This window comes from Frondihabitans sucicola (assembly GCF_030296615.1).
GTDB classification, from domain to species: Bacteria; Actinomycetota; Actinomycetes; order Actinomycetales; family Microbacteriaceae; genus Frondihabitans; species Frondihabitans sucicola.
Genome location: NZ_AP027732.1, coordinates 1,832,448 through 1,855,315, shown reverse-complemented (window position 1 = coordinate 1,855,315; position 22,868 = coordinate 1,832,448). Strand labels below are relative to the sequence as shown.

Below are 22,868 nucleotides of genomic sequence, written 5' to 3'. Positions count from 1 at the left end.
AGAGCGGCACGGATGTCTTCCTCGGACTCGTCGTCATCGACGGGTTCTCAGCCGATGGCTGTCCGTCCCGAGTGTGAGGGCCGCCCGCAGCCCACGTGCCGAATCCCGGCGGGCTGACTTCACGACCGGCGCGTAAGAGACGCCGCGAGACGGTGCTGGTCATGACCGGGTGTCCTTCCGCGTTCCGGAGTCGAACGATTCGATGGTCTTCATGGCGAGGAAGAGTGCGCGACGGCCGGCGGAGGCGTGGACGGGCGGTTCGATCCCTCGACGGAGCGCGGCGAGCATGTCGTCGACGTAGCGGTCGAACGTCCTCTCGAAGCTGCGCGCCTCGTCGTTGAAGTAGCCGGCCTCCCAGCGCTCCGTCGACTCGTCCCCGGCACGCGACAGAGTGAACGATTTCACAGTATCCACGACGGTGAGACGCCCTGCGGTTCCGTTCACCTCGAGTCGATGCGTCTCCGGGTAGGCGTACGACGAGTCGTAGCTCCCCAGAAGCGTCCCGACGGCTCCGCTCGCGAACTCGAGAGCGAGGGCGACCGTGCTGTAGGCACCGTAGGTCTTGTCGGTCATCTGAGCCATGACGCTCACGATCGGCCCGAGCAGGTGCTCGAGCATATCGAAGGCGTGACACTGGGTCTCGATGAGATTCTTATGGGGCGATTCTCCGTGATTCGCCTCGCCCCCGAATCGCCAGGTCGTAAAAACGAGGTCGCCTAACGATCCGGCATCGACGGCCGACTTGGCCCTCTTCACAGGTTCGGCATAGCGATGGTTGAAGTTGATGGCGAAGAAGCTTCCCGACGCCCGGGCTTCGTCGAGCAGGACGTCGGCCTCTTCGAGCGAGAACACAAGCGGTTTTTCGACCAGAAGGGGGATGCCGGTGCGCAAGAGTCGACGGGTCGGTTCGAAGTGCGCCTCATTCGGAAGCGCGACGGTCACCAGATCGGGCCTTTCCCCGTCGACCATCGCGCCGATGTCTGTATAGGGATTCGCGCCGACGCGGGCGGCGACGGCCGCGGTGCGTCCTGCGTCGCGTCCCACGACTGCGACGACCTCGGTGTCGGGCCTTTCCGTAAAGACCCGGATGTGTTGGGTACCCCATCCGGCGGGGCCGACGACGGCGACGCGGGTCACCATTGGGTTCCTTCCTGAACCACGACGACTTTGCCGGTCTCGCCGCCGAGAAACGTTTCGAAGGCATTGTCCAGCTCGTCGACGGGGAACGTGTGGGTGATGACCCGTGAGATGGAGTCCTCATTCTCGCGCAAGAGCTCGAGGTTGGCGCCCAGCTCGTCGAATCGGAAGTACTCGCTGCCCAGGACGGCGTGTTCGGGTTCGAGGAGATCGTTCGAGACGTCGACCGTCACGGTTTCGCCGTGTCCGACGCAGACGAGCGCCCCGCGCTTGCCGATGATGTCGAGCGCGGCCCGACGAGCGATCTCTTTTCCCGAGGCATCGAAGGCGACGTCGGGGCGGCCGACGGTCGCGAGGGCGTTCGGAGCGGTCGCGTCGACGGGGATTCCGCCGAAGCTCTCGGCGAACTCGAGTCGCCACTTCGAAACGTCGCTGATGTGCACGGGCAGACCGGCGCCGTAGCGGAGTTTCGCCATAAGGAGGATGCCTATGCCAATGGGGCCGGCTCCCGCGATGTAGATCGACTCGATGTCAGGACGCACGAGTGCGGCGCGACCGAGAGCATGACTGGAGGTACCCATGACGTCGAGGAGCATGGTTGCGGTCGGCAGCTCGATGTCGTCGGTGACCGGGAAGAAGTTCGTCTCGTGCACGATCTCGAAGGGGCCGTAGCCGCCGTCGTCGGCGATGCCCATGTCGGCCCTCTTGTCGAGACACTGGTTGGTCGCGCCGAGGCGGCAGCTACGGCAGACACCGCAGTAGTCCATCAGGAACACGACGCCTCTGGTACCGACCGGTGTCGTCGTACCGGGGCCGACACCGATGACGACGCCGGCGGTCTCGTGCCCGGGGACGTGTCCTGCGCCGTCGAAATAGAAAGCGCGGTCAGTGCCGCACAGCGCGTTGGCGCGCGGGGATACGAGGAGTTCACCATCGCCGGGATCGCGGTAGTCGTGGTCTCTGACGGCGATCGCGCCGTTTCCGTCGAAATGGGGGCCGGAGCGGTTCTGTGCATGGATTCGTGCCTTTCTGGGTGTGGGATGGACGGTCAGTTCTTGACGGCCCCGGCCGCGAGACCCTGGACGTAGTAGCGCTGGAGCGCGAGGTACAGCGCGACGCACGGGATCAGCGAGATGACGCTGCCGGCGATGAGGTAACCGAAGTTCACTTGCCCGTAGGTCCCCTGCACGATGTTGAGAAGGGCGACGGGCAAGGTCTGTTTGTCGTCGGTGGTGAGGAAGGAGAACGCCCCCAGGAACTCGGTCCAGCAGCTGAGGAAGGTGAAGAGGACGGTGGTTGCCATGCCCGGAAGCGCCATGGGTCGCATGACGTGCCAGAGCGTGCCGAGGATCGTATCGCCGTCCATGTAGGCGGCCTCCTCGAGCTCCTTCGGGATGGCGGCGAACGTGTTCCGCATCACGAAGACGCCGAACGGAAGATTGAACGTTACGTAGAAGAGCACGAGACCGAGCCTGCTGTCCGTCAGACCGATCGCGTTGAACTCGAGGTAGATCGGCGTGAGCAGGGCCTGGAAGGGCACCATCAGTGCGACGAGCAGGAGCCCGAAGACGACGCCCTGTCCCCGGAAGGTGAACCTCGCGAGTCCGTACCCCGCAAGAGACGCCAGGACGACAGTACCGAGGGCTCCGCCGATCGAGACCAAGAGACTGTTCAGCAGGAACGTGAAGAACGGCAGGTGGGTGAACAGGTCGATGTAGTTACCGAGGGAGAGCCTCTGGAAGCTCTTCACCGACGGTGGCGCCACGACCTCAGAGGCGCTCTGAACGGAGCGGAACACGGCGAGGGCGAGCGGCATCACGAAGATGGCGCTGATGACGATGCCGATCAGGATGAAGAGGGGGCGGGCGATTCGCGTCGGTTGCGCCGAGGGGTCCTCTGCGGTGAAGCCAGGCCGAGCTCCTGCGTCGAGAGAAGCTCATTCGTCGTGGTGGTCATGGTCAGTCCTTCTCTCGTAGGACGAAAAGCTGGATGCTGGTGAGTGCGGCGATGGCGAACATCACGACGACGCCCATCGCGGTGGCGGAGCCGAGCTGCTGGTTGACGAAGGCCTCCTGGTAGACGCGCATGACGACCGTGGTCGTCGAGGATCCCGGGCCTCCGTTGGTGAGGATCAGGAACTGCTGGAAGGCGAGGAACGACCCGATGATCGACAGGACGAGACTCATCGCGATGGTGCGTTTGACGAGCGGGACGGTCACCCGCATCTCGCGCTGCCACCGGGAGGCACCGTCGATCTCCGCGGCCTCGTACAGCTCGGTCGGGATCGCCTGCATGCCGCCGAGCAGAAGCATCATCGTCGTCCCGCCGGCGAACCAGACGACGAGGGCGCTGACGATGAGGAGCCCGGACTGCCAGTGGAGGAACCAGGGCGTGTTGCCGTCGGTCAACCCGACCGTCTTGAGGACCACGTTGACGGTGCCGGAACCCGGCTGCAGCTCGACGAGGTACAGGAAACTCAGCGTCGAGAGTCCGACGACCGTGGGCAGGAAGAACAGGGTGCGGAAGAGGATCGCACCGCGACGGTTGCTTCGAACGAACGCCGCCAGCGCGTAGCCGATGACGAGCACGGGGAGAGTGACGATCGCCGTGTACAGGAGCGTGAAGCCGACGGCCTGGAAGAAGACGGGGTCGCTGCCCAGACGGAGATAGTTCTGGATTCCGATGAACGAGATGTCTCCGAAAAGCGGCCACCTGTTCAACGAGATGTAGATCGCGAACAGAATCGGGAAGATGACGATGCCCAGAACGGGCACGAGTGCCGGCACCGTCAGCAGGAACCCGGTTCGCGACCGGCGCTGGGCCAGGGGCGACGAGCGCCGCACCCTGGCCGTCGCGGTGGCACTCCGACTCGCCGTCGATTCATGTCTTGTCAGAGTGCTCATGGTCAGTTGCCGCTTCCGCTGAGCACGCTGGTGAAGCCGGTCTGGCCCTGCTTCATCGCACCCGCGACGTCGCCGCCGAAGACCGCCTTCGTGAACATCGTCTGCCACGGGCCCGCCTCGAGCGAGAAGAGCTGGTTGTGGTAAAGCGTGAAGGGGGCCGAGCCGGTCGCGGCGGCGGTGAGCCCGGGCACCACCTCGGGATTCGCCGAGGTGAAAGACTTGTCGTTCACCAGATCATTACGGATCGGTGCGAATCCGGCAGACGGCAGGAGGGCCTGCATTTTCTTGCCGGAGGCGAACTTGATGTACTCCCACGCTCCGGCCTGGTTCTTCGCCTTGGCGGGGATCCCGAAGTTGGCGCCACCGATGTATGTGCTGATTCCGCCGGTCGCGCCCGGGATCGGTGCAATGCCGATGTTCTTCTTCATTGCCGCCGACGCCGCGGAGTAGGTGCCGAGACCGCCGGTCGCCATGCCGATGTTCCCGCCGAGGAAATTCTTGTTCCACAGCGAGCCGTTGTCCGACTGTACGGACTTTGGCGCGAGGCCGTCCTTCCAGATGGTCTGGTACGCCTGGAGAGTCTTCTGCAGAACCGTATTGCCCTCGATAGTCGCGGTCTGCTTGGTGAGGTCGCTACCCGTGAAGACATCGCTCTTGTCGGCGTACAGGCTCGGCAGGACGGTGAAGGTGAGACAGCCGGCACAGTTGCCGGCGAAGTTGAAGCCGTAGGTCGAACTCCCCAGCTCTCGGATCTTCTGCGCGTCGGTGACGAGCTCGTCGAGAGTCGACGGCGGTGCCGTGAGGCCGGCCTTGGCGAACAGGGCCTTGTTGTAGAAGAGCACCGAGGCATCCAGGACGGCGGGCGTGCCGTAGACCTTTCCGTTCAGCGTCGCCAGCTTCAGTTGCGGGGCGCTCAGGTCGCTCTTCATCCCCGAGGCGTCGAGCTGCGAGGTGAGGTTCGCCATATTGCCGCTCTGGATGTACGGCAGCCCATCGACGTCATCGGCCAGGACCACGTCCGGCACGTTGTTCGTGCGGAACACCGTTGACAGCTTGGTGTTGATCTGCGCATCGTTGATGCTGGTGAGCACGACCTTCAGGTTCTTGTGCGACGCGTTGAACGCCGCGACGACCTTCTTGGTCCACGGGTCGATCCCGGCTCTCTCCCAAAGCTGGATAGTGCCCGTCGGATTCTTCGCGCCGAGCGGCTCGGCCTTCTGAGCGGTCGAACAGCCCGCCGTGCCGACCGCCACGAGGGCGGTGACGGTGGTCGCGGTGATGAGCGTCGTGATTCGACGTGCTCGTCGTGTCTGGACCATGATCCTCCTTGATCGAATGGTGCTGGTGGTGCACTGGGGGTGATTCAGGGCGCTCGGGAGCGACGCGACGCCGGACCGGGCGCGCGTTCGTGGGGCGGGTGTGTCAGACCTCGGGGATCCACACCTTCATCGGGCCGACGTGGCGATTGGCCCACAGGAAGTACGGGATGGCTGCGATCGCGTACGAGTCCGGTGATGGCCTGCCGATGGTCGGGTCCGCCGCGGAGCCGGTCGCCGTGCCGTTCGTTGAGTAAGCCCGTGGATCCAGCGGTCTCGAGGTGCCCTCGAAGGTGACGACTGGGATGCCGCCGAACAAGTCCGGGGCGTCGAGGTCACTCAGGGCGGGACGCGTGATCTTGAGGTCATCGACCGTCACGCCGGGCTCCTGGTCGACCTGCTCGATCGCGTATACGAGCGGGCCGCGCTCGATGGCGACGGAGCCGCGGACGTTGTCGATCCGGGGGTTGCCGCGGGTGAGTCGCGGTGCGAACGGCAGCGAGACCCGGACGACCGTGCCGGGCGTCCATGCGCGCTCAGCGGTGAAATAGGCTCCCGCGGGGTCTCCGACGGGACGCCGTCGACGGTGACCGTCGCACCCTCGGCCCAGGCCGGGATCCGGATTCCGAGCTCCCAGGCGTCTGCCGGGCCGCTCTCGACGGTGATGGCGATCTCGCCCGACCAGGGGTACCGCGTCTCCATCATCAGCCGTGCGAGGCCGACCCCGGTCTCGAGGTCAAGGGCGGCGGAGGTGAACTGCTCGATCCTGATGCCGTGGGCGTTCGACGATGCGACGTACTGGTGGACGGACGCCAGTGTGCGCATGATGTTCGTCGGGCAGCACGAGCAGCCGAACCAGTGCTGCCTGCCGTGCGCGGGGTTGCGCTGACCGGGGTCGTCGACCTGCGCGCCCTCGCGTACCTGGAGCGCGTTGACGTAGAAGTAGGCGTCGCCCTCGTACGAGATCGCCGGCAGAACGGCGTTGTAGAGCTGCCGTTCGATGAGATCGACGTATTTGCTGTCGCCGGTTGCGAGATAGAGCCGCCAGCTCCACTGCATGCTCGCGATGGCCGCGCAGGTCTCTGCGTAGGCACGGTCGGAGGGCAGCTCGTACGGGTCGCCGAAGGCCTCGCCGTCCCAGCGAGAGCCGAGACCGCCGGTGAGGTACATCTTCGAGCCGACCATGTTGTCCCATTGGACGGCGAGGGCGCGCAGGAGCTCGTCGTCGTGCGTCTCGATGGCGACGTCGGTGGCACCCGCGGCCAGGTAGACGGCACGGACGGCGTGTCCCTCGGGCGTGACGGTCTCGCGGACGGGCACCCTGTCGCTCAGGTACGTGGAGCCGAAGTGTCCGAACTCTTTGTCGAGGATCTCGTGCCCGCGGACCTCGACGAAGAACTTCGCCAGATCGAGGTAGCGACGCTCACCGGTCGCGCGGTACAGCTCGACCAGAGCCATCTCGATGACGGGGTGACCGCACGTGCCCTGCCGCCTGTTCGGGCCGAAGGTGCGATCGAGGTGGTTCGCCGCCTTGCGGGCGACGTCGAGCAGGCCCGTCTTTCCCGTCGCGCGGAACTGCGCGACGGCCGACTGGATCATTGCGCCCATGTTGAAGATCTCGTGGTCCCACTCGAGGATCTCGTAGCGCTCCGTGCGCTCGCCCGACACCTCGAAGTACGTGTTGAGATAGCCGTCCTCGGCCTGCGCAGCGGCGATGAAGGCCGTGTACCTGTCGAGCCAGGTCGAGAGCTCAGGATCGTGAGACCGGCCGGCCTCCCAGGCGACGGCCTCGAGCCACTTGTAGACCTCGCCGTCTTCAAAGACGGGTCCGTGGTACTCCACGCCTCTGCGATGCTCGGCGGCATTGTGGAAGTTCTCCCAGGCGTGCTCGTCGGCGAGATGCGTGTCGCCCTCACGGATCGACGTCGCCGCGTTGCTCTCCTGCAGGCGACCGAGCAGTCCGTCGCCCAGACGCACCGCGCCGAACGGCACGGGATACCGGACCAGATCGTCGCTGAACGGCGCAACAGGCCCACCCGTATCGACACCGGCTGGGTGCAGGGACGACATCGTCTCGCTGGTCATAGGTCATCTCCGTTCGCTGGAGCCAGCGGGTCGCCGCCGACTGGGACTGATGGTGGCACGATCCCATGCTCACCGCAACATGTTTCCGGGTGTTTCCGTAATCTGCGCGCACACGCGCCGTTCTCCCCTGCAGACCGAACAAACTACTCCTCGATCCCACCTATCGCGTCACAGTTCGTTTCCGGAAACATGTCATAGACTCCTCCCAGGAGGAGAGCATGCCGCAGAAGGATCCACCCCGAAGGTCGACCGTTCGTGACGTTGCCGTCGCGGCAGGAGTGTCTCCCGGCACGGTCTCGAAGGCGCTTAATCGCAGCGGTCAGGTCTCCGATGAGACTCGAGCGCGCATCGAGCAGGCTGCCCGTGAGCTGGGCTTCCGCCCCAACGAACTCGCGAAAAGCGTTTTCAACCGCCGGAGCTTCACCGTGGGCATGATCACGACGGACAGCTTCGAGCGCTTCAGCGTCCCGGTCATGCTCGGCGCCGAAGACGCCCTCGGCGCCGGCCGCATCTCAGTCTTCCTCTGCGACTCTCGCGACGACCCGATCCGCGAGAGCCACTACATCGAGGTACTCCTGGGTCGACGTGTCGACGGCATCATTGTCACCGGCCGCAGCTCGAACCCGCGGAAACCTATCTCCGTAGACGCATCGACGCCGGTTGTCTATGCCCTGACCCCCTCAAGCGATCCGGATGACTGCTCTGTCGTCGTCGACGACGTCGCGGCGGGACGGCTGGCCGGAGACCACCTGATCGGACTGGGGCGTCGACGCATCGGCCACATCACAGGGCCCTCGTCGTTCGACGCCGTTCGTCGCCGGGCGCAAGGGCTGGCGCACGCGCTCGAAGAGGCGGGTACGACGATCGCGGGCGGAGTGCTGGCCGGCTCCTGGAGCGAGGCCTGGGGGCGTCAGGCCGCGCAGATCCTTCTCCGATCGAACCCCGACATCGATGCAATTCACTGTGGGAGCGATCTGATCGCCCGAGGAGTCACCGAGGCGCTTCGCGACGCCGGACGCTCGATTCCCTCCGACATCGCGCTCAGCAGCACCGACAACTGGCAGCTGATCGCCGAGGGGGCGAGGCCGCCGCTCACGTCGATCGATATGAACCTGTCGCAGGTCGGGCAGGTCGCAGCACAGCGACTGCTCGAGGCGATCGAGGGCAAGAGCCAGTCAGGCATCGAGCTGGTCACCCCGACCCTCGTGGTCCGCGCGTCCACGGATGGCGGCGTCTGAGACTGGTCGCACGTACGCGAAAGGTTCTTCCCTCTGCTGAGCGACTCGCTAAGCGTCAATGCCAATTCGACCACAAAACTTTCAAACGGAAATTGATTTCCGCTACACTCGTTAGCGGAAACTAATTCCCGATTAGGAGATGGACCCAGATAATGAAGAGTGAAGATGTCGTCGCGGTAACCCAGATCGTCCTGTCGTCGTTCACGGCGCCCGACGCGAAAGATTTCGATGCCTACCGAGACCTGCACGCCGAGCTGGTGGAAGTGGACTTCGGCGGCGTGAACGACACAGCATCCGACGACGGCCCGGCAGGCGGTCGCATCAGTCGCAACGATCTACGCGATTCCGCGGCCGCAACGATCGGCCCGGTGGCGGTGACGCAGCACATGATCAGCAGTGTCGTCGCTTCCATCGACGGAGATGACGCCGTGGTGACGTTCTACGAGCAGGCTCTGCACGTGCATCCTGCCCTCGGTGAAGGCCCGGAGGTCAACACGTGGACGATCTTCGGTAAGGGCACTCACCACCTGCACCGACAGCCGGATGGATGGAAGATCACGTCCGTGCGTCTCCGGCCGACCCACGCCACCGGCAACCCGTCGTTCCTGGCCGATGTGGCAGCGCTCGTTGCCTGATTCGCAGGGCGCGGGATCGGGGCCGCCGCCTCGACGGATGCGGGCGGACGCGGAGGCGAACCTGGCACGCATCATCGATGCGGCCAGGTCCACCTTCGCCCGTGACGGTCTTCAGGTGAGCATCGAGGTGGTCGCCGAGAACGCAGGCGTCGGTCTCGGGACCATCTATCGACGGTTCGAGAACAAGGAGGCCCTTGTTCTCGAACTCGTCCGACGCCTTCTCAGCGAGGTCATTGCGATCGCGCAGCGGCACGAACAGGATCCCGACGGACGGGGACTCTTCGACTACTTCGACGAGGTGGGCCGGGTTCTTCAGGCGAACCGGGGGACGCTCTCACGTATCTGGAGTTCTCCTGCCACGACGAGCCTGGTGGCGTCGTCCCGACTGTCACAAGCCCGTCTCCTGATGGCGGCGATCAGCGCCGAGACCGTGCGTCCTGACCTGACACCAGAAGACATAGCAGTTGCCCTGTGGTCGATCGCAGGCGTGATAGACGTGGCCGGGGTGGACGACGACATCGCCTGGAGGCGACACACGGAGTTCTTGCTGGCCGGTTTCACGAACCAGGCTGCCGTGGTCAAGTCCCGCCCACTAAGAAGTCGTGAGCTCGAGGACATCATCCGCGAAAGCCCTCTGCCGTCGTCCGACCGGTAGGGCAGCGCCGCCACCTGGGCGCCTACAGCGATTCGGCTCGCTGTAGCCGCCCGGTGCGGGGCGTCGAGACTGCCCAGAGGACAAGTGCGGCGGCGGCGATCACAGTGCCCACTGCGCACACACCGGTCCAGCCGTCGAGGGTCCAGGCGGTCGTGGCGGCAGCGGAGCCGACAGCGCCACCGACGAAGTAGAACGTCATGTAGACGCTGTTGATCCGACTCCGAGCGGCCTCGTCCAGTTCGTAGATCTGCCGTTGGCTGAGGACATGGATTCCTTGAACCCCCATGTCGAGGATGACCAGCCCGACCAGGATCGCAGCACGGGAGTCCGCGCCCGCCGAAAGCAGTCCGAAGGCTGCGCCGGTGACGAGGATTGCCAGAAGGGTGTGCCTCGAGCGTTCGGGGTGGCGGATGCGTCCGATCAGGTCGGCGACGATGGCACCGGCGGCGCCCAGCAAGGCGATGAGACCGATGAGGCTTGAGCCGAGATGGAACGGGGCGCCGCTGAGGTGCAGCGACACGGTCGCCCAGAAGGCGCTGAATGCCGCGAATCCGAGTCCTCCGAAGACGGCGCGGAGTCGCAGGGTGCGGTGCTGACGCAGCAGGCGCGGACCTGACAGGAGGAGGGAGCCGTAGCGTGCGGTCGAGGTACCCGGCTGGGGAGGCAGGATCCTGCGCAGCGCGAGCAGGACCACGACGGTGAGACCCGCCGCGATAAGGAACACGCCACGCCAACCGATCAGCTGCCCCAGGACGCCCGAGACCGTGCGGGAGACGAGAACTCCGACGAGCAGGCCCGAGATGACGGTCCCGACGACTTGGCCACGGTCGGCGTCGGAGGCCAGGTTGGCCGCGGCGGGGACGAGCAGCTGCGCGGCGACGTTCGCGGCGCCGACGACGGCAAAAGCCGCGAGGGCGATGCCGAGGCTCGGCGAGGCCGCGACACCGACGAGTCCCAGGACATCGATTCCGAGGAGGAGCGTCAGCAGCCGGCGACCCTCGAACCGGTCGGCCGCCGGGAGGATCAGAATCAGCCCGAGTGCGAACCCGATCTGGGAACCGGTCACGAGGACGCCGGCCCCACCGGGTGCGTGCAGATCGTGTCCGATCACGTCGAGCAACGATTGCGCGTAGTACAGGTTCGCGGCGATCGCGCCGGTCGCGATCGAGAGGAGCAGGACGACGCTGCGGGGCGGAGTCGCCGTGGAGGTGACGGGAGATGTTGCCGTGGTCATGAGAATCCGTTCGGGGTGAGGTCGGGCAGGGTGACACCGGTGAGTCGCCGACAGGCATCGAGGAGGGCGTCCTGGAACGGCGGGTCGTAGACGGCGGGATGTGTGGGGGCGGGGTCTTGGTGGAACCAGTAGTTCCCGGTTCGCCGCGCGGCCGGGTCGGCGGCTTCGGCAAGCCACACCTGGGTGACGTGGGCGAGTTCGATGTCGTCCGGTGCGGAGGGGCCACCCATTTTCGTCGGCACCCATCCGGGTTCAAGGGCATTGGAAGCCACTCCGGGCCACCGCCTGGCGATACCCGCGGCGAGGACGGCGTCGAAGAGCTTGCTGTCGGCATAGGCCTCGAACCCGTTCCAAGGACGTCCGCTCCAGTCAAGGTCGTCCAGGGATGCGTGACCGTCGCGATGCAGCCCGGAGCTGAGCCACACGAGGCGCTGAGGCCGAGTGAGGAGCGCGGTGAGAAGGTACGGCGTGAGGACGTTCACCTGTAACACGTGAGCATGTCCATCGACGGTCTGGATTCGTCGAGGTTCTCGGTAGCCGATGCCGACGTTGTGGACCACCGCATCGAAGGGACCTGTGGAGTTGAGCGATTCGGCCATCGTGCGGATCTGCGAGAAGTCGGCCGCCTCGGCGACGACGACCGAATCCGCGTCAGGCAGGAGGCGCCTCAGGGTGTCGGCTCGCTGAGCAGTGCGGGCGTGGGCGGTGACCTGGTGGCCGCGTGCGATGAGGTCTCGCGCGGTGGCGAGGCCGAGGCCGTCAGCGGACCCGGTGACGAGGATGCGTTGCACGCTCATACGAGCATCGACCCGCCGTCGACCGTGAGGATCGTGCCGGTCGCGTATTGCTGCTCCATGGCGTACACGAACGCGCGCGCGACGTCGTCGACCTCGCCGGCTCGACCCAGCGGGAGCCCACTCATCGATTCGAACATCGCGTCCTGCTCTGCCTCACTGAAGCCCGACCAGAGGGGGCTGCGAGTCACGCCGGGCATGACGGCATTCACCCGGATCGGTGCCAGTTCGATGGCGAGTTGCCGAGTGAGCGAGACGACGGCTCCGCAGACGATCGCCCCGAGAGCCCACCCCGCACCAGGCCGTTCCGCCGCAGTGCCCGTGACGAGTGTGATGGAACCGCCGAGACGAAGATGCGGGGCGAAAGCACGGACGGTGGCGACCGCGCCGAGGAGGCGGGTCTGAAGGAATGTGGCGATTCTCTCCGAAGTGAGGTCGGCCAGCGGCACGAGCGCGAGGGGCTCCCCGGCCGTGTAGACGAGGTGGTCGAAGTCGCCGACGCGCCCGACGAGGTCCTGGAGGTTTTCCTCGTTCGTCGGGTCGACGGTTATGCCCTCGGCATACGTCAGCTCTTCGAGGGCACGGCGGACGCTTTCCGGGTTGCGGCTCGCAACGATCGGCACTGCGCCGTGGGCTTCCAGTGCTTTCGCGGTGGCGAGACCGAGGCCAGAGGTACCTCCGACGAGGAGAACGCGCGATTCTGAGAGTGACATGGAGTGGGGTTCCTTTCAGCGGTTGACGGGTTCAAGCATCGTCAGAGCGCCGCGGCCTGTCCAAGACTCATTCCGTCCTTGGTGATACCCGATGGACATCGCCAGCCGCGACGGCGAGGATGGTGGACATGCCCGCCGACCTGGACCTGCGCAAGCTTCGCTACTTCGTCGCCGTGGCCGAAGAACTCAACTTCGGACGAGCTGCCGAACGCTTGCACATCGCCCAGCCCGTCCTCTCTCGGCAAATCCGTGCCCTCGAAGACGACTTGCACATCGCTCTCCTGCTCCGCGACTCACACGGCACGACCCTGACCGGCGCCGGCGCGCAGCTCCTCATCGACGCCCGAATCGTCCTCGACGACGCCTCCCTCATCCGCAGGCGTCTGGCCCGGTTCCAGCACTCCGACCTGGAGCTACTTGTCGGCGTCATGCCCGGGCTGCTCGCCACGCGCGCGATCTCCGACTTCCAGGACGACGTCCCTGGGTGCCGTGTCAACGTCATCCGACTCGGTTGGAACAACCAGGTCGACTCCGTCCGCTCCGGCGCCGTCGACGTCGCCTACGCGCGCGACTTACCGGAGCTACCTGGTCTCGTCGTCCGAGAGCTGGTCCAAGAACCCCGCGATGTCGTCCTTCCCATTGGGCACCGCCTCGCAAGCCAGAGCAGCATCACCCCGTCCGACCTCCGCAATGAACTGCTTTTGCAGGATGCAGCCGTGGCGCCCGAGTGGCTCGCCGAGGCCTCTCCGTCACGTCGCCGGGATGCCGCAGCTGGTCCGGCCGCCGACACCGTCGAAGAAAAACTCGAACTCGTCGCCGCAGGCCGCGGGTTCATCGTCCTTCCGCGGTCCACGACCGCGGCCTATCGACGGCCCGACGTCGTCGTCGTTCCCGCCGTAGCATTTGCGCCGAGCCGAGTGTGCCTGCTCTGGCGCGCCGACGACCTCGATCCCATCCGGGACCGCTTCATCACCGCAGCCATCGGCCAAACCGAGAACGCCCTCGCTGGCTGAGCCGTAGACACGCGAATCGGCGCACAAGGCAACGCGGCAGGCGCCGCCGCATTTCACAGCACGCTGAAGGTTCCGACTGCGCACGCGCCCATATGCTCGAGGGATGAAGCACGTACGAGGAATCGTCGTTCTGTGGAATGCGGATGAGGGCTGGGGCGCCCTCAGAACCGAGGCAGCGCCATCCGACGTCTTCGCACATTTCGCCAATCTCATCGGAGAGGGTTGTCTCGACCTCCACGAGGGACAGAGCGTGGAGTTCACCCTTGAGCCGTTCCCCGACGGCCAAGACGGATATGTCTACCGCGCCCAAGAAGTAGCCATCCTTACCTAAGCCGCGACCATCTGCACGCGGAGGGTCCTTGTGTGGTTGGCCGTCGGCTATGTGCTGTCGCTGGTAGCTGATCTAAGAGGCTTGACCCTCCTGATAAGCCGCCTCAACCAAGACCCGCGACGTTCATCCTGGATGTTCCAGATGACTTACTCCAGAACGCTCGAGGCGTCGAGTCGCCACCTCAATTCGACGGCTCGAAGGACGTCGTCGATTCTCTTCGCCAAAGACCAATCACCCGGATCGAAGCAGATCAGCCAGCCTTCCGGAAGCTCCCGGTCCTCGAAGGCGAGTTCCTCGACGGTCCAGCTGAGCTTGTCGGTCGCCTCATGGGTATCTTCGTCGACGGACTCGAGTGCGAGGAGGACTTCTTCGAGTTCCTCGTCCGTGGCGTGCGCCAGCAGTACGTACGACTCGGATTCCACGAAGAACTCCGGAGCACGTCCGTGAACGATGTTCACGACGCCATCTTTCGAGAGCCACATGAACCGAAGTCTGTCACGGACGCTGCGGCCACCCGCAGTAGTCGGACCGTCATGAGCACCCTGAAGCGGGCGGTAAAGGTTCCACGAGCCCTCCGGGTGCGCCTTGTAGACCTTGAAGAGCGCGTGCCACGCCTCGGCCTGGGCGGGAGTCATGGCTGGGGCGGTGACGGTCAAGCGTCGACCTTTCGGAGGAGTTCGACTACGCGGGATCGCTCGCGGACGCCGTCATGGTGCGCGAGGTCTACGAGGAGAAGCCCGAGGGGCAGGGGTGACGGTGGTCTCTCGTCGGCGAGGTGCAGGAGGACGTTGGGCCTCTCGGATGGGCGGAGCAGGTATTCGCGGCGGATCGCGGCGGCATCATCCTTGGCGACGCGAGCTTCGAGCTGGCCCGCGGCGGCGATCTCGGCGCGCGGATCGCTGAATCCGGACTTGACGATGCGTTCATCGGCGGCGAGATCGGCGAGGTCGCTGGCAGCGACCTGGAGCTTCAGAAGCGCCTGCTCGCGGACCCAGGCACTAAGGATGCGGTCCGGATCGGGGCTGTGCATGAGTTCGTTGAGGTAGCGGCGGAGGCGTGCGCGTTCGGATGCCGAAAGCCCTTCAGGGGCATCTCCGGAGAGGATCGCGAGGAGGTTGGCGCGCATCCGGTTGGCTAGCGGGCGGGAGGCTGCGGGGCGGTGCGCGGAGGACTGGTCGATGAGCCACTGCCTACCCACCCGGCGGGCCGGGATGGCGCCTTGCTCGATGAGCGCGCGCACCCGACGAGGGGACACTCCCTCACGCCTGGCGAACTCAGCAACGCTCTCTTCGGGCATGCACACAAGCATACCGGTAGCGGTAGGGATGTGTATAAAGTCAAGCGCGCGTTTGACCACCCGCGCTCGATACGCCCCGACCCGCTCGTCGATGAACGACGCAGGTTCCCCTGTTCACGGAGACTCCTTCTCAAACGGGATGGAGTCTCCTCCCACGCGGCTGAGCCCCTGCCTGGGGCAACTGATGACCCGCCGGACGTGGTCCTCCAAGCCAGCCGGGCGCTAGACGTTCCGCTTTGTAACAACCGGTGACGGCTGCGACAAGATGGGCCGCAAGTCGCCCGTGCCGGGATACTGTCCTTGCATGACCAGTCAGGTAGTGGCCGTCCGGGATGCCGTGGTCGACGACGCTACGGGTATCGCCCGCGTTCACGTTGATAGTTGGCGCGAAACATACGCGGGCGTTCTCAACGAGCGCTTCTTCTCCGAGGACGCCTTTCAGCGACGCGCCGCGTTTTGGTCAACCTACTTGCAGCTCGACCCCCGTCCTGGCTTCCTCGCAGTCGCGGAGACCGGCGGGAGGATCGTCGGCTTCGCGAACTCTGGCGAGTCGATCGGTGTCGATGCGGAGCATGGCTTTCCCGCGGCGCGCCCGATCACGCTCTTCTCGATCTACCTTTTAGCGCAGCAACAAGGAACTGGCGCAGGTCAAGCGCTCCACGATTCGGTGATCGGTGGCCGTCCAGCGCAGCTTTGGGTGTTGCAGGGCAACGACAGAGCGACAGCGTTCTACGAACGGAACGGCTTCGCCTTCGACGGAGCGGAATTCGTCGACCCCAGGGATTCGAACCTCATCGAGCTTCGGATGGTCCGATAGCTGTTCCCACGCAGACGTCGCCACGCGGCGAGCTTTTAACGATGGAGAACCCATGCATAAACGTACGCGGCTGCGCACTCATAGGTCGCGCAGATCGCGACGCCTCCGATCATTCAACCGCGGACCACAGGGCGTCGAAACCACGGAGCCAGGCAGAGGCCTCCCCAGGCCCCGTGATCAGTCTCGGTCCGAGCCAGGTGATCCGGGAGCCCCAGAAGCAGGGACATTCCTCGGCGCACCAACATCGGCGAGGCGTGTGCCCGAATGAGGTTCGAAGAAAGACACGGCAGCAGTACACCGCGACTCACCCTGCACCGCAAGAGCCACCATCTGCGTTCCTCCGGCCCCCGGAACCGCACGGCCAAGGACGCCCAGAATGTACGTCCTCGCGATGTCCTAACTGGATCGATACGATCAAGCCACACCAAAGGGGAAATCCATGTTTACCGATTCAGCTGGATACGGGTTCGTCGTCGGGGGCCTCGTCGCCTACATCGTCATCGCAGCTCTGGCGATCTTCATCGGGTACCTCATCATCCGCACCGCGATCCTCCGTGCCCTGAACAGTCACTACAAAACCGTTCGCCTGTTCGAGAGAACCGGTCAGTGGGAACCCCGCTACCAAGGCAACCGGAAACCCCACGGTTCGGACACCATCGAGAACTCATGAGGGACAATGCGGCACGTGCGCGACGACACCCCGACCTCGGAATAGCGCATGAACGATGAAACAGACACCGGACCGTCACGGCCCCCAGCCGGTGCCATCCGCCGAGCACTTCTGCCCCTGCTCGGCACGGCGTGCCTTGCAACCGGTGTGGTCTTCCGGATATGGGCGGCCCTTCACCCGGCTACCTTCGGCTGGTTCGCCTATGCGCCTCTTAGTCACACGACATTCCGGCCCACTACCGGGCCGTCCCTCCAGTCCTACGGGACCGCGCTGATCGCAGTCGGCCTCGTCCTTCTCTCGTTCTGGGCAGGGCACACCATCGGACGCCGCAACATACCCGCACGGTGAAGGTCCGGCCAGCGCTCGGAGTCACCCGAACCGACAGCGGACCCGGATGTCACGGCGATCGTTATTGGGGCTCGCGCGATAGAGCGAATCCCGATCGAGATGTAGGAGTCCGTTCAGTCGCTGAGTTTTCGGGACGCAGGTCTAGTGCGCACTGACTCCCAGAGCCGTTCCGCAGGACCACGCCACTGCACCGGGTCATCGTCGTGGCGTTGGGCCACGCGCATGACCCAGACGACGTATTCCTGAACTGCCCTCTGATACTCCTTCGTCTTCTCCTGAGGTACGTCGCGGAGCTTCGCTAACTCCCGAAGACCGGCCGTGATGGCTTCCCCATGCTTACCGGCCCGTTGTTGATCCTCGACCCAAGCAGAGGTCTTATTAGGATTTGTCTGGCGCAGGAGCGTCGCCTCCCACCGCTTAGCAATTTCGTCGCGCAAGGGCTCCGGCGGCGTCGCGTTCGGGTCCGGCGGCCGCTGGGCCATCACCGGAAGGCCCGCCGCCCGCTGGAGACACCGTAGCTCCGCCAAGGGAAAGCGGGTTCCCCACTCCTGGAAGTAACGGACCTCGCCTATGTCGTCGAGAAGGTCGTTGCAGCCGTTCAGCACGGCCAGAACGAGATCCTGCCTGAGGCCCTCGTACTCGAACACGATGGTTTCGGGAGGTACGTTCCAATCAGGCGACCTCAAGACTCGTAGACGCATCCGGTCCTGTTTCGGGAGAAATTCCCAGCGGTAACACCCCGGCTCTTCTTGCCATCTCGTCTCGGAACGCTGTCCACCTGCACAGGCCCGACGTAGTGCGTCGAGGAGTAGCGGAAGGGCGTCGGAGAGATAAGACGCTGAGATGCCTACGTGTTGATCTGCAGAGCTGAGATCGGTATCGAGCCATCCGCGGCCGACGATACGAAAGGTGAACCGGAGCGAAGAGTCAGACGGCTTCAAGGCCGTCGGAGCGTCAGTCATTTTGATGCACTTGGAGGGCGAGGGGCCGCTCCCATCCGGCGTGCAGTGTCCGGCGTGTGAGATCGCGGATGAACACCGCTCGATGACAGTACTGCTGACTTGGATTCGGCACCAGGTCTGCGACTCCTCAATGAGGTGGTTCGAAGCATCGGCACAATCGCGAGGACTTCCGGATTGCGTGCCCGCTGATGATTCCCCTCCGCCTGACCCCTTTCCCGAACGGTACGGGTCCGGCTTCCGTTCCCGTTGCTTCGTCGTCGCCTTTTTTCGTGAGGTGGTTCGTCGCCGCTGCGCCGGTATGCTCCAAATCATCCTGTTGCCCGAACAACGGAGTTCCCTTGACTGATCTCAAACGGTACAGCGATGCCCGTTGGGCTGCTGCCGCGCAACTTGCAGAAGGTGTTAGCGATGATGGCTTCCCCAAACGCAGGGCCCGCATTCTTCTCCGAATCGTCATCCTCATGGCTGCGTCCTGGATCACCGGTTTCGTAGTGGCGCTCTTGTTCCTTCCGAAGTCATCTTCTGGCGGGGATTCCAGCAGCGATGGCAGCTCGCAGCAACTGATCGCCCAATTCGTATTCCTCGGCCTTGGTTTGGTGGTTGGGGTCGTGGGCTTCGTCTGGGCCAAACGCACCGGGCACTACATCACCCGGTGGCGCGCAGTCGCAAGCCCTCTGAACCGTCAAGAGAAGAAAGGCGTCAGGAGACAAATCAGTGGGAAAGTGGCTCCCGACACGGAGCACCTTTTCGTGGTCGTCGCCATTGCGAACCAGAACCGTCGCGCGACGCTCGGCATAGCGCCGATCTACTCCGCTGCGGTCCTTCTGGCGATTGCCACCGCGGTTGGTTCGAATGAGTTGATCATCAAGCTCCTCGAGCTTGCAGTGTCGCTTTCGTTCGTCGTGGTGGCTGTCCAGTTCGTTGTGCTCTACCGAAAAGCGGGCCGGTTCATGGACCAACACGGCGGTCAGCCGCGATGACCGACGAGAACGAATTCCGAGCACCTTTCGCTCACGTTCCCTCTGGCCTCGTTGGCGTCGGCGCCGGCCTTGTCATGGGCGCCCTCATCGTTGGCCTATCAATGTTCGCGGGCACATCCCTCCGTCAGGCGCTTGTTATAGGAGTCGTATTCGGAGTGCTCCTCGGCATCGCCTTCACGGTGTTGGCCATGTGGACCAAACGGCGAAGCGCCAGCCCGTCAATCACTCTCGGGCAGCGCGTCAACAAGGCCCTACAGAAGGGCCACCTACCCGATAACGTTCACTCCGCCGAATGGCTTTCCAAGCTCGACCGGTCGCGCAAATTCTGGAAAGTCCTCACAACCGCCGGCTTGGTCCTTTACCCGGGGCTCCTCGCGCTAGGGTTCGTCGTTCTCGCCTCCGGAAGGGGCGGATGGAGGATGTGGGCAGAAGTCGTTTTCTTCGCGGTCATGACTGTCTTCTCGACGTGGCAAGGTCTTTTCCAACTGCGACGCATCCGCGTGCTCACGGACCAGCTCAACGCTGCCCCACAGGAAAACGCTTGATGAGTGCACATGGATAAAGCCACCCGAAAAGTGCTGATCGTGGTGTTCGTGTTCTTCGGGCTGACTTTTCTGGTCCTCGGAGTTGTCGAACTGGCGTTCCCTCACACCTATACCGTCGGCGCTCTCCGCGTTGGCCTCGGACTTGCGTGGCTGATCGGTGCGAGCCTCGTGCACCTCGCCTCTAACCAGCCCACAAGGCGAGGGGTGGTCCAAGGAACCCCGCGGGGCGCTGGACGGCGCGAAAATCAAACACGATTCTCGATTTCTCAACACCAGACAATGGAACGGTCCCCTGCGCGTGAGCAACCTCCTGTTGATTCTCATATTCGTGCTCGTCTTACCCGCGGTCGTCTATTCGATTCGCAAGCCCTGGAAGCGGAGGGACGACGAACCGTTTGGTCGGCTGAGGCTTCTCCTTGGTGGCCTTCTCCTGTGTGGAGTCGTCGTGGCCATCGTCAACATCGTCAGCGCGATCACGTCATGAGCGACTGACGCTTGCAAGCGCGGCAGCAGTACAGCTAGCGGGCTCGTTTCGGACGCCGTCCCATTTTGCATCGACATTGCCGGCCACGGGCGCGATGCCTGCGGGCGGCGAGGAGGCCTCAGATCTCGTGGAGCCAAGAGGTGATGTCGATTGCTTCCGTGGGCGGCAGCTCGAGCGCTGCAGGATCGATCACCGTCCCGGCCGACGACGCGGCGTTCGGCGTGGCGATCGCGCTTTCGGCGCTCACGGTGCTGTGTCCACGACGCTTGTGGTGACGCTGCTTGACTCGGTGGACGTCCCCGCCGGCCATCCGTAGAGCGGTGTAAGCGTGACCGTGCGGCCGCCGATGAAGTCGCCGTCGCTGGGATCGATAATGATGTCCGAGCGGACTCCGTCGACGGTGCGGCCGATGGCCGTGCCTGTACGACCATCGAGGGTGGTGCTGTTATTGGTGATCGAGATGCCGGGGATCATGGCGGCAACCTGATACAGGGCCGAGCGGAGCTTGGCGGTAGCTGTCCCATCTTCGAGGAGCTGTGTGATGCGAACCCATGCATCCTGTTCCTCCGAGCCGGAGGCTCCCGTGTTCCACGTTTTTCGCAGGTACTCGCGGAGGGCTGCTGGATCGGTGGGCAGCTGGTCGAGCGACTTTGTTACGGTGTCTGTGCCGAAGAAGTCGTTGGCGGCCGGAGCCGCGGTGCCGTAGAACTTGCCTCCGGCACCTCGGACGATGGAGTCGGTGTCGGCGTTGCCCCTCTGGGCCGCGAAGTCCTCGAGCGCCATAGTTTTCGCGGCCGCGTTCTGGAACGCGAAGGGGGCGATCAGGTGCCGGTCCCAGATCCACGTGCTGTTCCGGTCAGAGGGAATATAGAGAACATTGTGCGTGCCCTCCATCCATGTGACGGCTTCGCCTGAGGTTTCAATCCCGGTCGAAAGTCCCCTCATGGTCGTGTCTATTTGGAGGTACTGGCCGGGGCCCACGACGGGATCTTTTGCGGTGATCGTGGCCTGCGCGGCGGTCGTCAGCAGCGCGGCTGCCTGAGCGGAGGAACCCGCGCCCAGCTGGGGGACGACGACACCCGTCATGACGAGCGCCACTGCAAGGGCGCCGGCGCCGGCCACGACAACACCGAGGCGTCGCCGCCTGATACGCTGGTCGGGCTGCCGAGACGGCGTTCCGTTCTCGATCCTCTCGAAAAGGGCAGCTCGCCCACGTTCAAGGGCCTCCCGCGTGGGTGGGGCTACATCGGCTCGGGTGTTGCGGAGCGTGCTCAGCTCGTCCATTTCGCACCTTCTAGCTTCAGGGCTGCGCCCCGGTCGGTTGCCGTGCGGAGAACTTTTCTCGCCCGGTTCAATCGTGAGCGGACCGTGCCGATTGGCAGGTCCAACGCTTGAGCGATGCCCTCGTACCCAAGGTCGGCCCAGGCGTGCAGCAGCAAAACATCCCGATCGCCGGGATTCATCTTCTTCAGACTCGACGCAAGGCGTTTCATCTCGTTCCGTGCGTCGAGCCTGGAGTCTGAAGCGATGGTCTCGTCGTGCCCGACCTGAGCGCCGCTCTCGGCCAGCAGACCCTTCCAAGAACGTGCTTCCTGGCGGGCGTGCTGTTTCAACAGCGTCGTGGCGATTCCATAGAGCCACGGCGCCGCGTTATCTCGGGTTATGTCGAAGTCTCCGCGCCGTTCGAAGGCGACGAGGAAGGTTTCGGACATGACATCTTCGGCCACCTGCGGACCGACGCGCCGGGCGGCGTATCGGTGGATCGTCGCAGCGTGACGGTCGTACAGCTCGCTGAACACCGCCGGGGTGTCCCTCGACCGTTCGATGATCTCGCTATCGCTACTCACAACTGATATTGGCGATCCGAAGCAATTAAGTTCACGGCAGTTTCCGAACTCACCGAACCTAACTGAAGATGAGGCCGCGGACGCACTCCCACGCTTGGCCCACGACGCGGCCGTGAGCTGACCGTAGAGGGTTCTTTCGCGGTCATGCGGCGAGCAGGCACTTGTAGTCTCGGTGCGTGGACGACAGTCAAATTCTCGGTCTCGTCAGTCAAAGGTATGTCTCACTCGGGCGACCTCTCGTCGTGGGAATCTCCGGATATTGCGGATCGGGAAAGTCCACCCTCGCTCGCCGCCTGACCGACACGCTGCCCGGCGCCTACCGACTCCGCGGGGACGACTTCCTCGATCCGAAACGATCCCATTCACGATCCTCGAACTGGGACGGAGTCGATCGGGCACGACTCGTTTCGGATGTATTCCTCCCCGTCCGCGAGGGAAGACCGAGCACGTTCCAGCGCTACGACTGGTCCAAGTCTCGGCTCGGCCACCCCGAACCAGTTCCCAACGCCGAAATCTTCGTGATCGATCTCATCGGCCTATTCCATCCGGAAGCCCTACCTGCGCTGGATCTCACCATCTGGTGCGACGTCGACCTCACGACCGCATCCGAGCGAGGCATGGCACGCGACGCCGCTCTCGGACGCGAACACACCTCGCTCTGGCAAAACGTCTGGATACCCAACGAACGGGACTTCGATTCACTCTTCGCACCTCGGGACCACGCAGAAATTCTCGTTTCAACGGCACGATAGGGCGCCGCTCTGGCCGTCGCTGCACGGGTGACCTCAAACTGACCTTCAATTACGGCCGATGCCGTCGGACAGGACGGCTGTATCGTCGCCACATGCCGGATCTAGATTCAAC

Annotated in this window: 27 protein-coding genes and 1 pseudogene; 11 read left to right on the top strand and 17 right to left on the bottom strand. The window is 64.4% G+C overall.

Features of this window, described 5'->3' with window-relative positions:
* Positions 1-159 precede the first annotated feature (159 nt).
* The 7 genes from QUE79_RS09585 to QUE79_RS09550 all read right to left on the bottom strand — a co-directional run bounded on the left by QUE79_RS09585 (position 160) and on the right by QUE79_RS09550 (position 7,441).
* A complete protein-coding gene (locus tag QUE79_RS09585) occupies positions 160-1,140 on the bottom strand; it encodes a Gfo/Idh/MocA family protein (protein ID WP_286346458.1) in 981 nt (326 codons plus the stop codon).
* Positions 1,134-2,258 (bottom strand): alcohol dehydrogenase catalytic domain-containing protein, encoded by a 1,125-nt coding sequence (locus tag QUE79_RS09580; RefSeq protein ID WP_286346457.1) that lies wholly within the window; start codon positions 2,256-2,258, stop codon positions 1,134-1,136. The genes QUE79_RS09585 and QUE79_RS09580 overlap by 7 nt, the downstream gene beginning before the upstream one ends.
* On the bottom strand, positions 2,186-2,953 hold the full coding sequence (locus QUE79_RS09575) for a carbohydrate ABC transporter permease (protein WP_286346684.1): 768 nt from the start codon (positions 2,951-2,953) through the stop codon (positions 2,186-2,188). The genes QUE79_RS09580 and QUE79_RS09575 overlap by 73 nt, the downstream gene beginning before the upstream one ends.
* A gap of 142 nt (positions 2,954-3,095) precedes the next feature.
* A complete protein-coding gene (locus tag QUE79_RS09570; protein WP_286346456.1) occupies positions 3,096-4,040 on the bottom strand; it encodes a carbohydrate ABC transporter permease in 945 nt (314 codons plus the stop codon).
* Between the two features lie 2 nt (positions 4,041-4,042).
* Positions 4,043-5,359, bottom strand: a complete 1,317-nt coding sequence (locus QUE79_RS09565) for an ABC transporter substrate-binding protein (protein ID WP_286346455.1) — start codon at positions 5,357-5,359, stop codon at positions 4,043-4,045.
* A 103-nt stretch (positions 5,360-5,462) separates the two neighbouring features.
* Positions 5,463-5,789 (bottom strand): hypothetical protein, encoded by a 327-nt coding sequence (locus QUE79_RS09560; RefSeq protein WP_350271693.1) that lies wholly within the window; start codon positions 5,787-5,789, stop codon positions 5,463-5,465.
* Positions 5,732-7,441 carry a glycoside hydrolase family 127 protein gene (locus tag QUE79_RS09550; RefSeq protein ID WP_350271676.1) on the bottom strand — a complete coding sequence of 570 codons (1,710 nt, stop codon included), beginning with the start codon at positions 7,439-7,441 and terminating at the stop codon, positions 5,732-5,734. Before QUE79_RS09550 ends, QUE79_RS09560 begins: the two co-directional genes overlap by 58 nt.
* Before the next feature lie 218 nt (positions 7,442-7,659).
* Here QUE79_RS09550 and QUE79_RS09545 point away from each other — a divergent pair, with 218 nt between their 5' ends.
* The 3 genes from QUE79_RS09545 (at position 7,660) to QUE79_RS09535 (ending at position 9,969) form a co-directional block, all read left to right on the top strand.
* Positions 7,660-8,679, top strand: coding sequence for a LacI family DNA-binding transcriptional regulator (locus tag QUE79_RS09545; RefSeq protein ID WP_286346453.1), 1,020 nt, complete (start codon positions 7,660-7,662; stop codon positions 8,677-8,679).
* Positions 8,680-8,831: 152 nt separating this feature from the next.
* Positions 8,832-9,314, top strand: coding sequence for a nuclear transport factor 2 family protein (locus QUE79_RS09540; protein WP_286346452.1), 483 nt, complete (start codon positions 8,832-8,834; stop codon positions 9,312-9,314).
* A 37-nt stretch (positions 9,315-9,351) separates the two neighbouring features.
* On the top strand, positions 9,352-9,969 hold the full coding sequence (locus QUE79_RS09535) for a TetR/AcrR family transcriptional regulator (RefSeq protein ID WP_286346451.1): 618 nt from the start codon (positions 9,352-9,354) through the stop codon (positions 9,967-9,969).
* Between the two features lie 22 nt (positions 9,970-9,991).
* Here the strand turns inward: QUE79_RS09535 and QUE79_RS09530 are convergent, their stop codons facing one another.
* From QUE79_RS09530 to QUE79_RS09520, 3 genes are read right to left on the bottom strand one after another with little or no spacing between them, the layout of a single operon-like run.
* Complete coding sequence (locus tag QUE79_RS09530) at positions 9,992-11,203, bottom strand: MFS transporter (RefSeq protein ID WP_286346450.1); 1,212 nt, start codon at positions 11,201-11,203, stop codon at positions 9,992-9,994.
* Positions 11,200-12,000 (bottom strand): SDR family NAD(P)-dependent oxidoreductase, encoded by an 801-nt coding sequence (locus QUE79_RS09525; RefSeq protein ID WP_350271675.1) that lies wholly within the window; start codon positions 11,998-12,000, stop codon positions 11,200-11,202. The genes QUE79_RS09530 and QUE79_RS09525 overlap by 4 nt, the downstream gene beginning before the upstream one ends.
* Positions 11,997-12,710, bottom strand: coding sequence for an SDR family oxidoreductase (locus QUE79_RS09520; protein ID WP_286346449.1), 714 nt, complete (start codon positions 12,708-12,710; stop codon positions 11,997-11,999). Before QUE79_RS09520 ends, QUE79_RS09525 begins: the two co-directional genes overlap by 4 nt.
* Positions 12,711-12,838: 128 nt before the next feature.
* On the opposite strand from QUE79_RS09520, the gene QUE79_RS09515 reads away from it, so the two are divergent.
* Positions 12,839-13,723, top strand: coding sequence for a LysR family transcriptional regulator (locus tag QUE79_RS09515; protein ID WP_286346448.1), 885 nt, complete (start codon positions 12,839-12,841; stop codon positions 13,721-13,723).
* A 103-nt stretch (positions 13,724-13,826) separates the two neighbouring features.
* Entirely contained in the window at positions 13,827-14,054 is a 228-nt protein-coding gene (locus QUE79_RS09510) for a cold-shock protein (RefSeq protein WP_286346447.1), read from the top strand.
* 146 nt (positions 14,055-14,200) lie between these two features.
* On the opposite strand, the gene QUE79_RS09505 is transcribed toward QUE79_RS09510, so the two are convergent.
* From QUE79_RS09505 to QUE79_RS25445, 3 genes and pseudogenes are all read right to left on the bottom strand, one after another.
* On the bottom strand, positions 14,201-14,710 hold the full coding sequence (locus QUE79_RS09505) for a hypothetical protein (protein WP_286346446.1): 510 nt from the start codon (positions 14,708-14,710) through the stop codon (positions 14,201-14,203).
* Positions 14,707-15,180 carry a hypothetical protein gene (locus QUE79_RS09500; RefSeq protein WP_286346445.1) on the bottom strand — a complete coding sequence of 158 codons (474 nt, stop codon included), beginning with the start codon at positions 15,178-15,180 and terminating at the stop codon, positions 14,707-14,709. Before QUE79_RS09500 ends, QUE79_RS09505 begins: the two co-directional genes overlap by 4 nt.
* Positions 15,181-15,234: 54 nt before the next feature.
* Positions 15,235-15,351, bottom strand: a pseudogene (locus tag QUE79_RS25445) (helix-turn-helix domain-containing protein); the annotation flags it as partial.
* 304 nt (positions 15,352-15,655) lie between these two features.
* On the opposite strand from QUE79_RS25445, the gene QUE79_RS09495 reads away from it, so the two are divergent.
* Together QUE79_RS09495 and QUE79_RS09490 are read left to right on the top strand one after the other, a co-directional pair.
* The gene (locus tag QUE79_RS09495; protein ID WP_286346444.1) at positions 15,656-16,168 is read left to right on the top strand and encodes a GNAT family N-acetyltransferase; all 513 of its coding nucleotides are present in this window, start codon (positions 15,656-15,658) and stop codon (positions 16,166-16,168) included.
* Between the two features lie 439 nt (positions 16,169-16,607).
* Entirely contained in the window at positions 16,608-16,838 is a 231-nt protein-coding gene (locus tag QUE79_RS09490) for a hypothetical protein (RefSeq protein ID WP_286346443.1), read from the top strand.
* A 461-nt stretch (positions 16,839-17,299) separates the two neighbouring features.
* Here the strand turns inward: QUE79_RS09490 and QUE79_RS09485 are convergent, their stop codons facing one another.
* Complete coding sequence (locus QUE79_RS09485; RefSeq protein WP_286346442.1) at positions 17,300-17,833, bottom strand: hypothetical protein; 534 nt, start codon at positions 17,831-17,833, stop codon at positions 17,300-17,302.
* Positions 17,834-18,486: 653 nt separating this feature from the next.
* On the opposite strand from QUE79_RS09485, the gene QUE79_RS09480 reads away from it, so the two are divergent.
* The 3 genes from QUE79_RS09480 to QUE79_RS09470 all read left to right on the top strand — a co-directional run bounded on the left by QUE79_RS09480 (position 18,487) and on the right by QUE79_RS09470 (position 20,157).
* Positions 18,487-19,128 (top strand): hypothetical protein, encoded by a 642-nt coding sequence (locus QUE79_RS09480; RefSeq protein ID WP_286346441.1) that lies wholly within the window; start codon positions 18,487-18,489, stop codon positions 19,126-19,128.
* Entirely contained in the window at positions 19,125-19,673 is a 549-nt protein-coding gene (locus QUE79_RS09475; RefSeq protein ID WP_286346440.1) for a patatin-like phospholipase domain-containing protein, read from the top strand. Before QUE79_RS09480 ends, QUE79_RS09475 begins: the two co-directional genes overlap by 4 nt.
* Before the next feature lie 298 nt (positions 19,674-19,971).
* The gene (locus QUE79_RS09470; RefSeq protein WP_286346439.1) at positions 19,972-20,157 is read left to right on the top strand and encodes a hypothetical protein; all 186 of its coding nucleotides are present in this window, start codon (positions 19,972-19,974) and stop codon (positions 20,155-20,157) included.
* A gap of 118 nt (positions 20,158-20,275) precedes the next feature.
* Here QUE79_RS09470 and QUE79_RS09465 read toward each other — a convergent pair whose 3' ends face one another.
* From QUE79_RS09465 to QUE79_RS09455, 3 genes are read right to left on the bottom strand one after another with little or no spacing between them, the layout of a single operon-like run.
* Positions 20,276-20,404, bottom strand: a complete 129-nt coding sequence (locus tag QUE79_RS09465; RefSeq protein ID WP_286346438.1) for a hypothetical protein — start codon at positions 20,402-20,404, stop codon at positions 20,276-20,278.
* Positions 20,401-21,441, bottom strand: coding sequence for a CU044_5270 family protein (locus tag QUE79_RS09460; protein ID WP_286346437.1), 1,041 nt, complete (start codon positions 21,439-21,441; stop codon positions 20,401-20,403). Before QUE79_RS09460 ends, QUE79_RS09465 begins: the two co-directional genes overlap by 4 nt.
* Positions 21,429-21,956, bottom strand: a complete 528-nt coding sequence (locus tag QUE79_RS09455) for an RNA polymerase sigma factor (protein WP_286346436.1) — start codon at positions 21,954-21,956, stop codon at positions 21,429-21,431. Before QUE79_RS09455 ends, QUE79_RS09460 begins: the two co-directional genes overlap by 13 nt.
* A gap of 224 nt (positions 21,957-22,180) precedes the next feature.
* Between QUE79_RS09455 and QUE79_RS09450 the strand changes: the two genes are divergently transcribed.
* Positions 22,181-22,756 carry a uridine kinase family protein gene (locus QUE79_RS09450; RefSeq protein ID WP_286346435.1) on the top strand — a complete coding sequence of 192 codons (576 nt, stop codon included), beginning with the start codon at positions 22,181-22,183 and terminating at the stop codon, positions 22,754-22,756.
* Positions 22,757-22,868 lie beyond the last annotated feature (112 nt).

Excerpts from the sequence above, each read along its gene's own strand:
- QUE79_RS09585 (WP_286346458.1), bottom strand. The coding sequence starts at position 1,140 with ATGGTGACCCGCGTCGCCGTCGTCGGCCCCGCCGGATGGGGTACCCAA.
- QUE79_RS09550 (WP_350271676.1), bottom strand. The coding sequence starts at position 7,441 with ATGACCAGCGAGACGATGTCGTCCCTGCACCCAGCCGGTGTCGATACG.
- QUE79_RS09545 (WP_286346453.1), top strand. The coding sequence starts at position 7,660 with ATGCCGCAGAAGGATCCACCCCGAAGGTCGACCGTTCGTGACGTTGCC.
- QUE79_RS09575 (WP_286346684.1), bottom strand. The coding sequence starts at position 2,953 with ATGCCGCTCGCCCTCGCCGTGTTCCGCTCCGTTCAGAGCGCCTCTGAG.
- QUE79_RS09460 (WP_286346437.1), bottom strand. The coding sequence starts at position 21,441 with ATGGACGAGCTGAGCACGCTCCGCAACACCCGAGCCGATGTAGCCCCA.
- QUE79_RS09500 (WP_286346445.1), bottom strand. The coding sequence starts at position 15,180 with ATGCGCGCCAACCTCCTCGCGATCCTCTCCGGAGATGCCCCTGAAGGG.
- QUE79_RS09520 (WP_286346449.1), bottom strand. The coding sequence starts at position 12,710 with ATGTCACTCTCAGAATCGCGCGTTCTCCTCGTCGGAGGTACCTCTGGC.
- QUE79_RS09570 (WP_286346456.1), bottom strand. The coding sequence starts at position 4,040 with ATGAGCACTCTGACAAGACATGAATCGACGGCGAGTCGGAGTGCCACC.
- QUE79_RS09510 (WP_286346447.1), top strand. The coding sequence starts at position 13,827 with ATGAAGCACGTACGAGGAATCGTCGTTCTGTGGAATGCGGATGAGGGC.
- QUE79_RS09530 (WP_286346450.1), bottom strand. The coding sequence starts at position 11,203 with ATGACCACGGCAACATCTCCCGTCACCTCCACGGCGACTCCGCCCCGC.
- QUE79_RS09535 (WP_286346451.1), top strand. The coding sequence starts at position 9,352 with ATGCGGGCGGACGCGGAGGCGAACCTGGCACGCATCATCGATGCGGCC.
- QUE79_RS09525 (WP_350271675.1), bottom strand. The coding sequence starts at position 12,000 with ATGAGCGTGCAACGCATCCTCGTCACCGGGTCCGCTGACGGCCTCGGC.
- QUE79_RS09565 (WP_286346455.1), bottom strand. The coding sequence starts at position 5,359 with ATGGTCCAGACACGACGAGCACGTCGAATCACGACGCTCATCACCGCG.
- QUE79_RS09515 (WP_286346448.1), top strand. The coding sequence starts at position 12,839 with ATGCCCGCCGACCTGGACCTGCGCAAGCTTCGCTACTTCGTCGCCGTG.
- QUE79_RS09490 (WP_286346443.1), top strand. The coding sequence starts at position 16,608 with ATGTTTACCGATTCAGCTGGATACGGGTTCGTCGTCGGGGGCCTCGTC.
- QUE79_RS09495 (WP_286346444.1), top strand. The coding sequence starts at position 15,656 with ATGACCAGTCAGGTAGTGGCCGTCCGGGATGCCGTGGTCGACGACGCT.
- QUE79_RS09475 (WP_286346440.1), top strand. The coding sequence starts at position 19,125 with ATGACCGACGAGAACGAATTCCGAGCACCTTTCGCTCACGTTCCCTCT.
- QUE79_RS09540 (WP_286346452.1), top strand. The coding sequence starts at position 8,832 with ATGAAGAGTGAAGATGTCGTCGCGGTAACCCAGATCGTCCTGTCGTCG.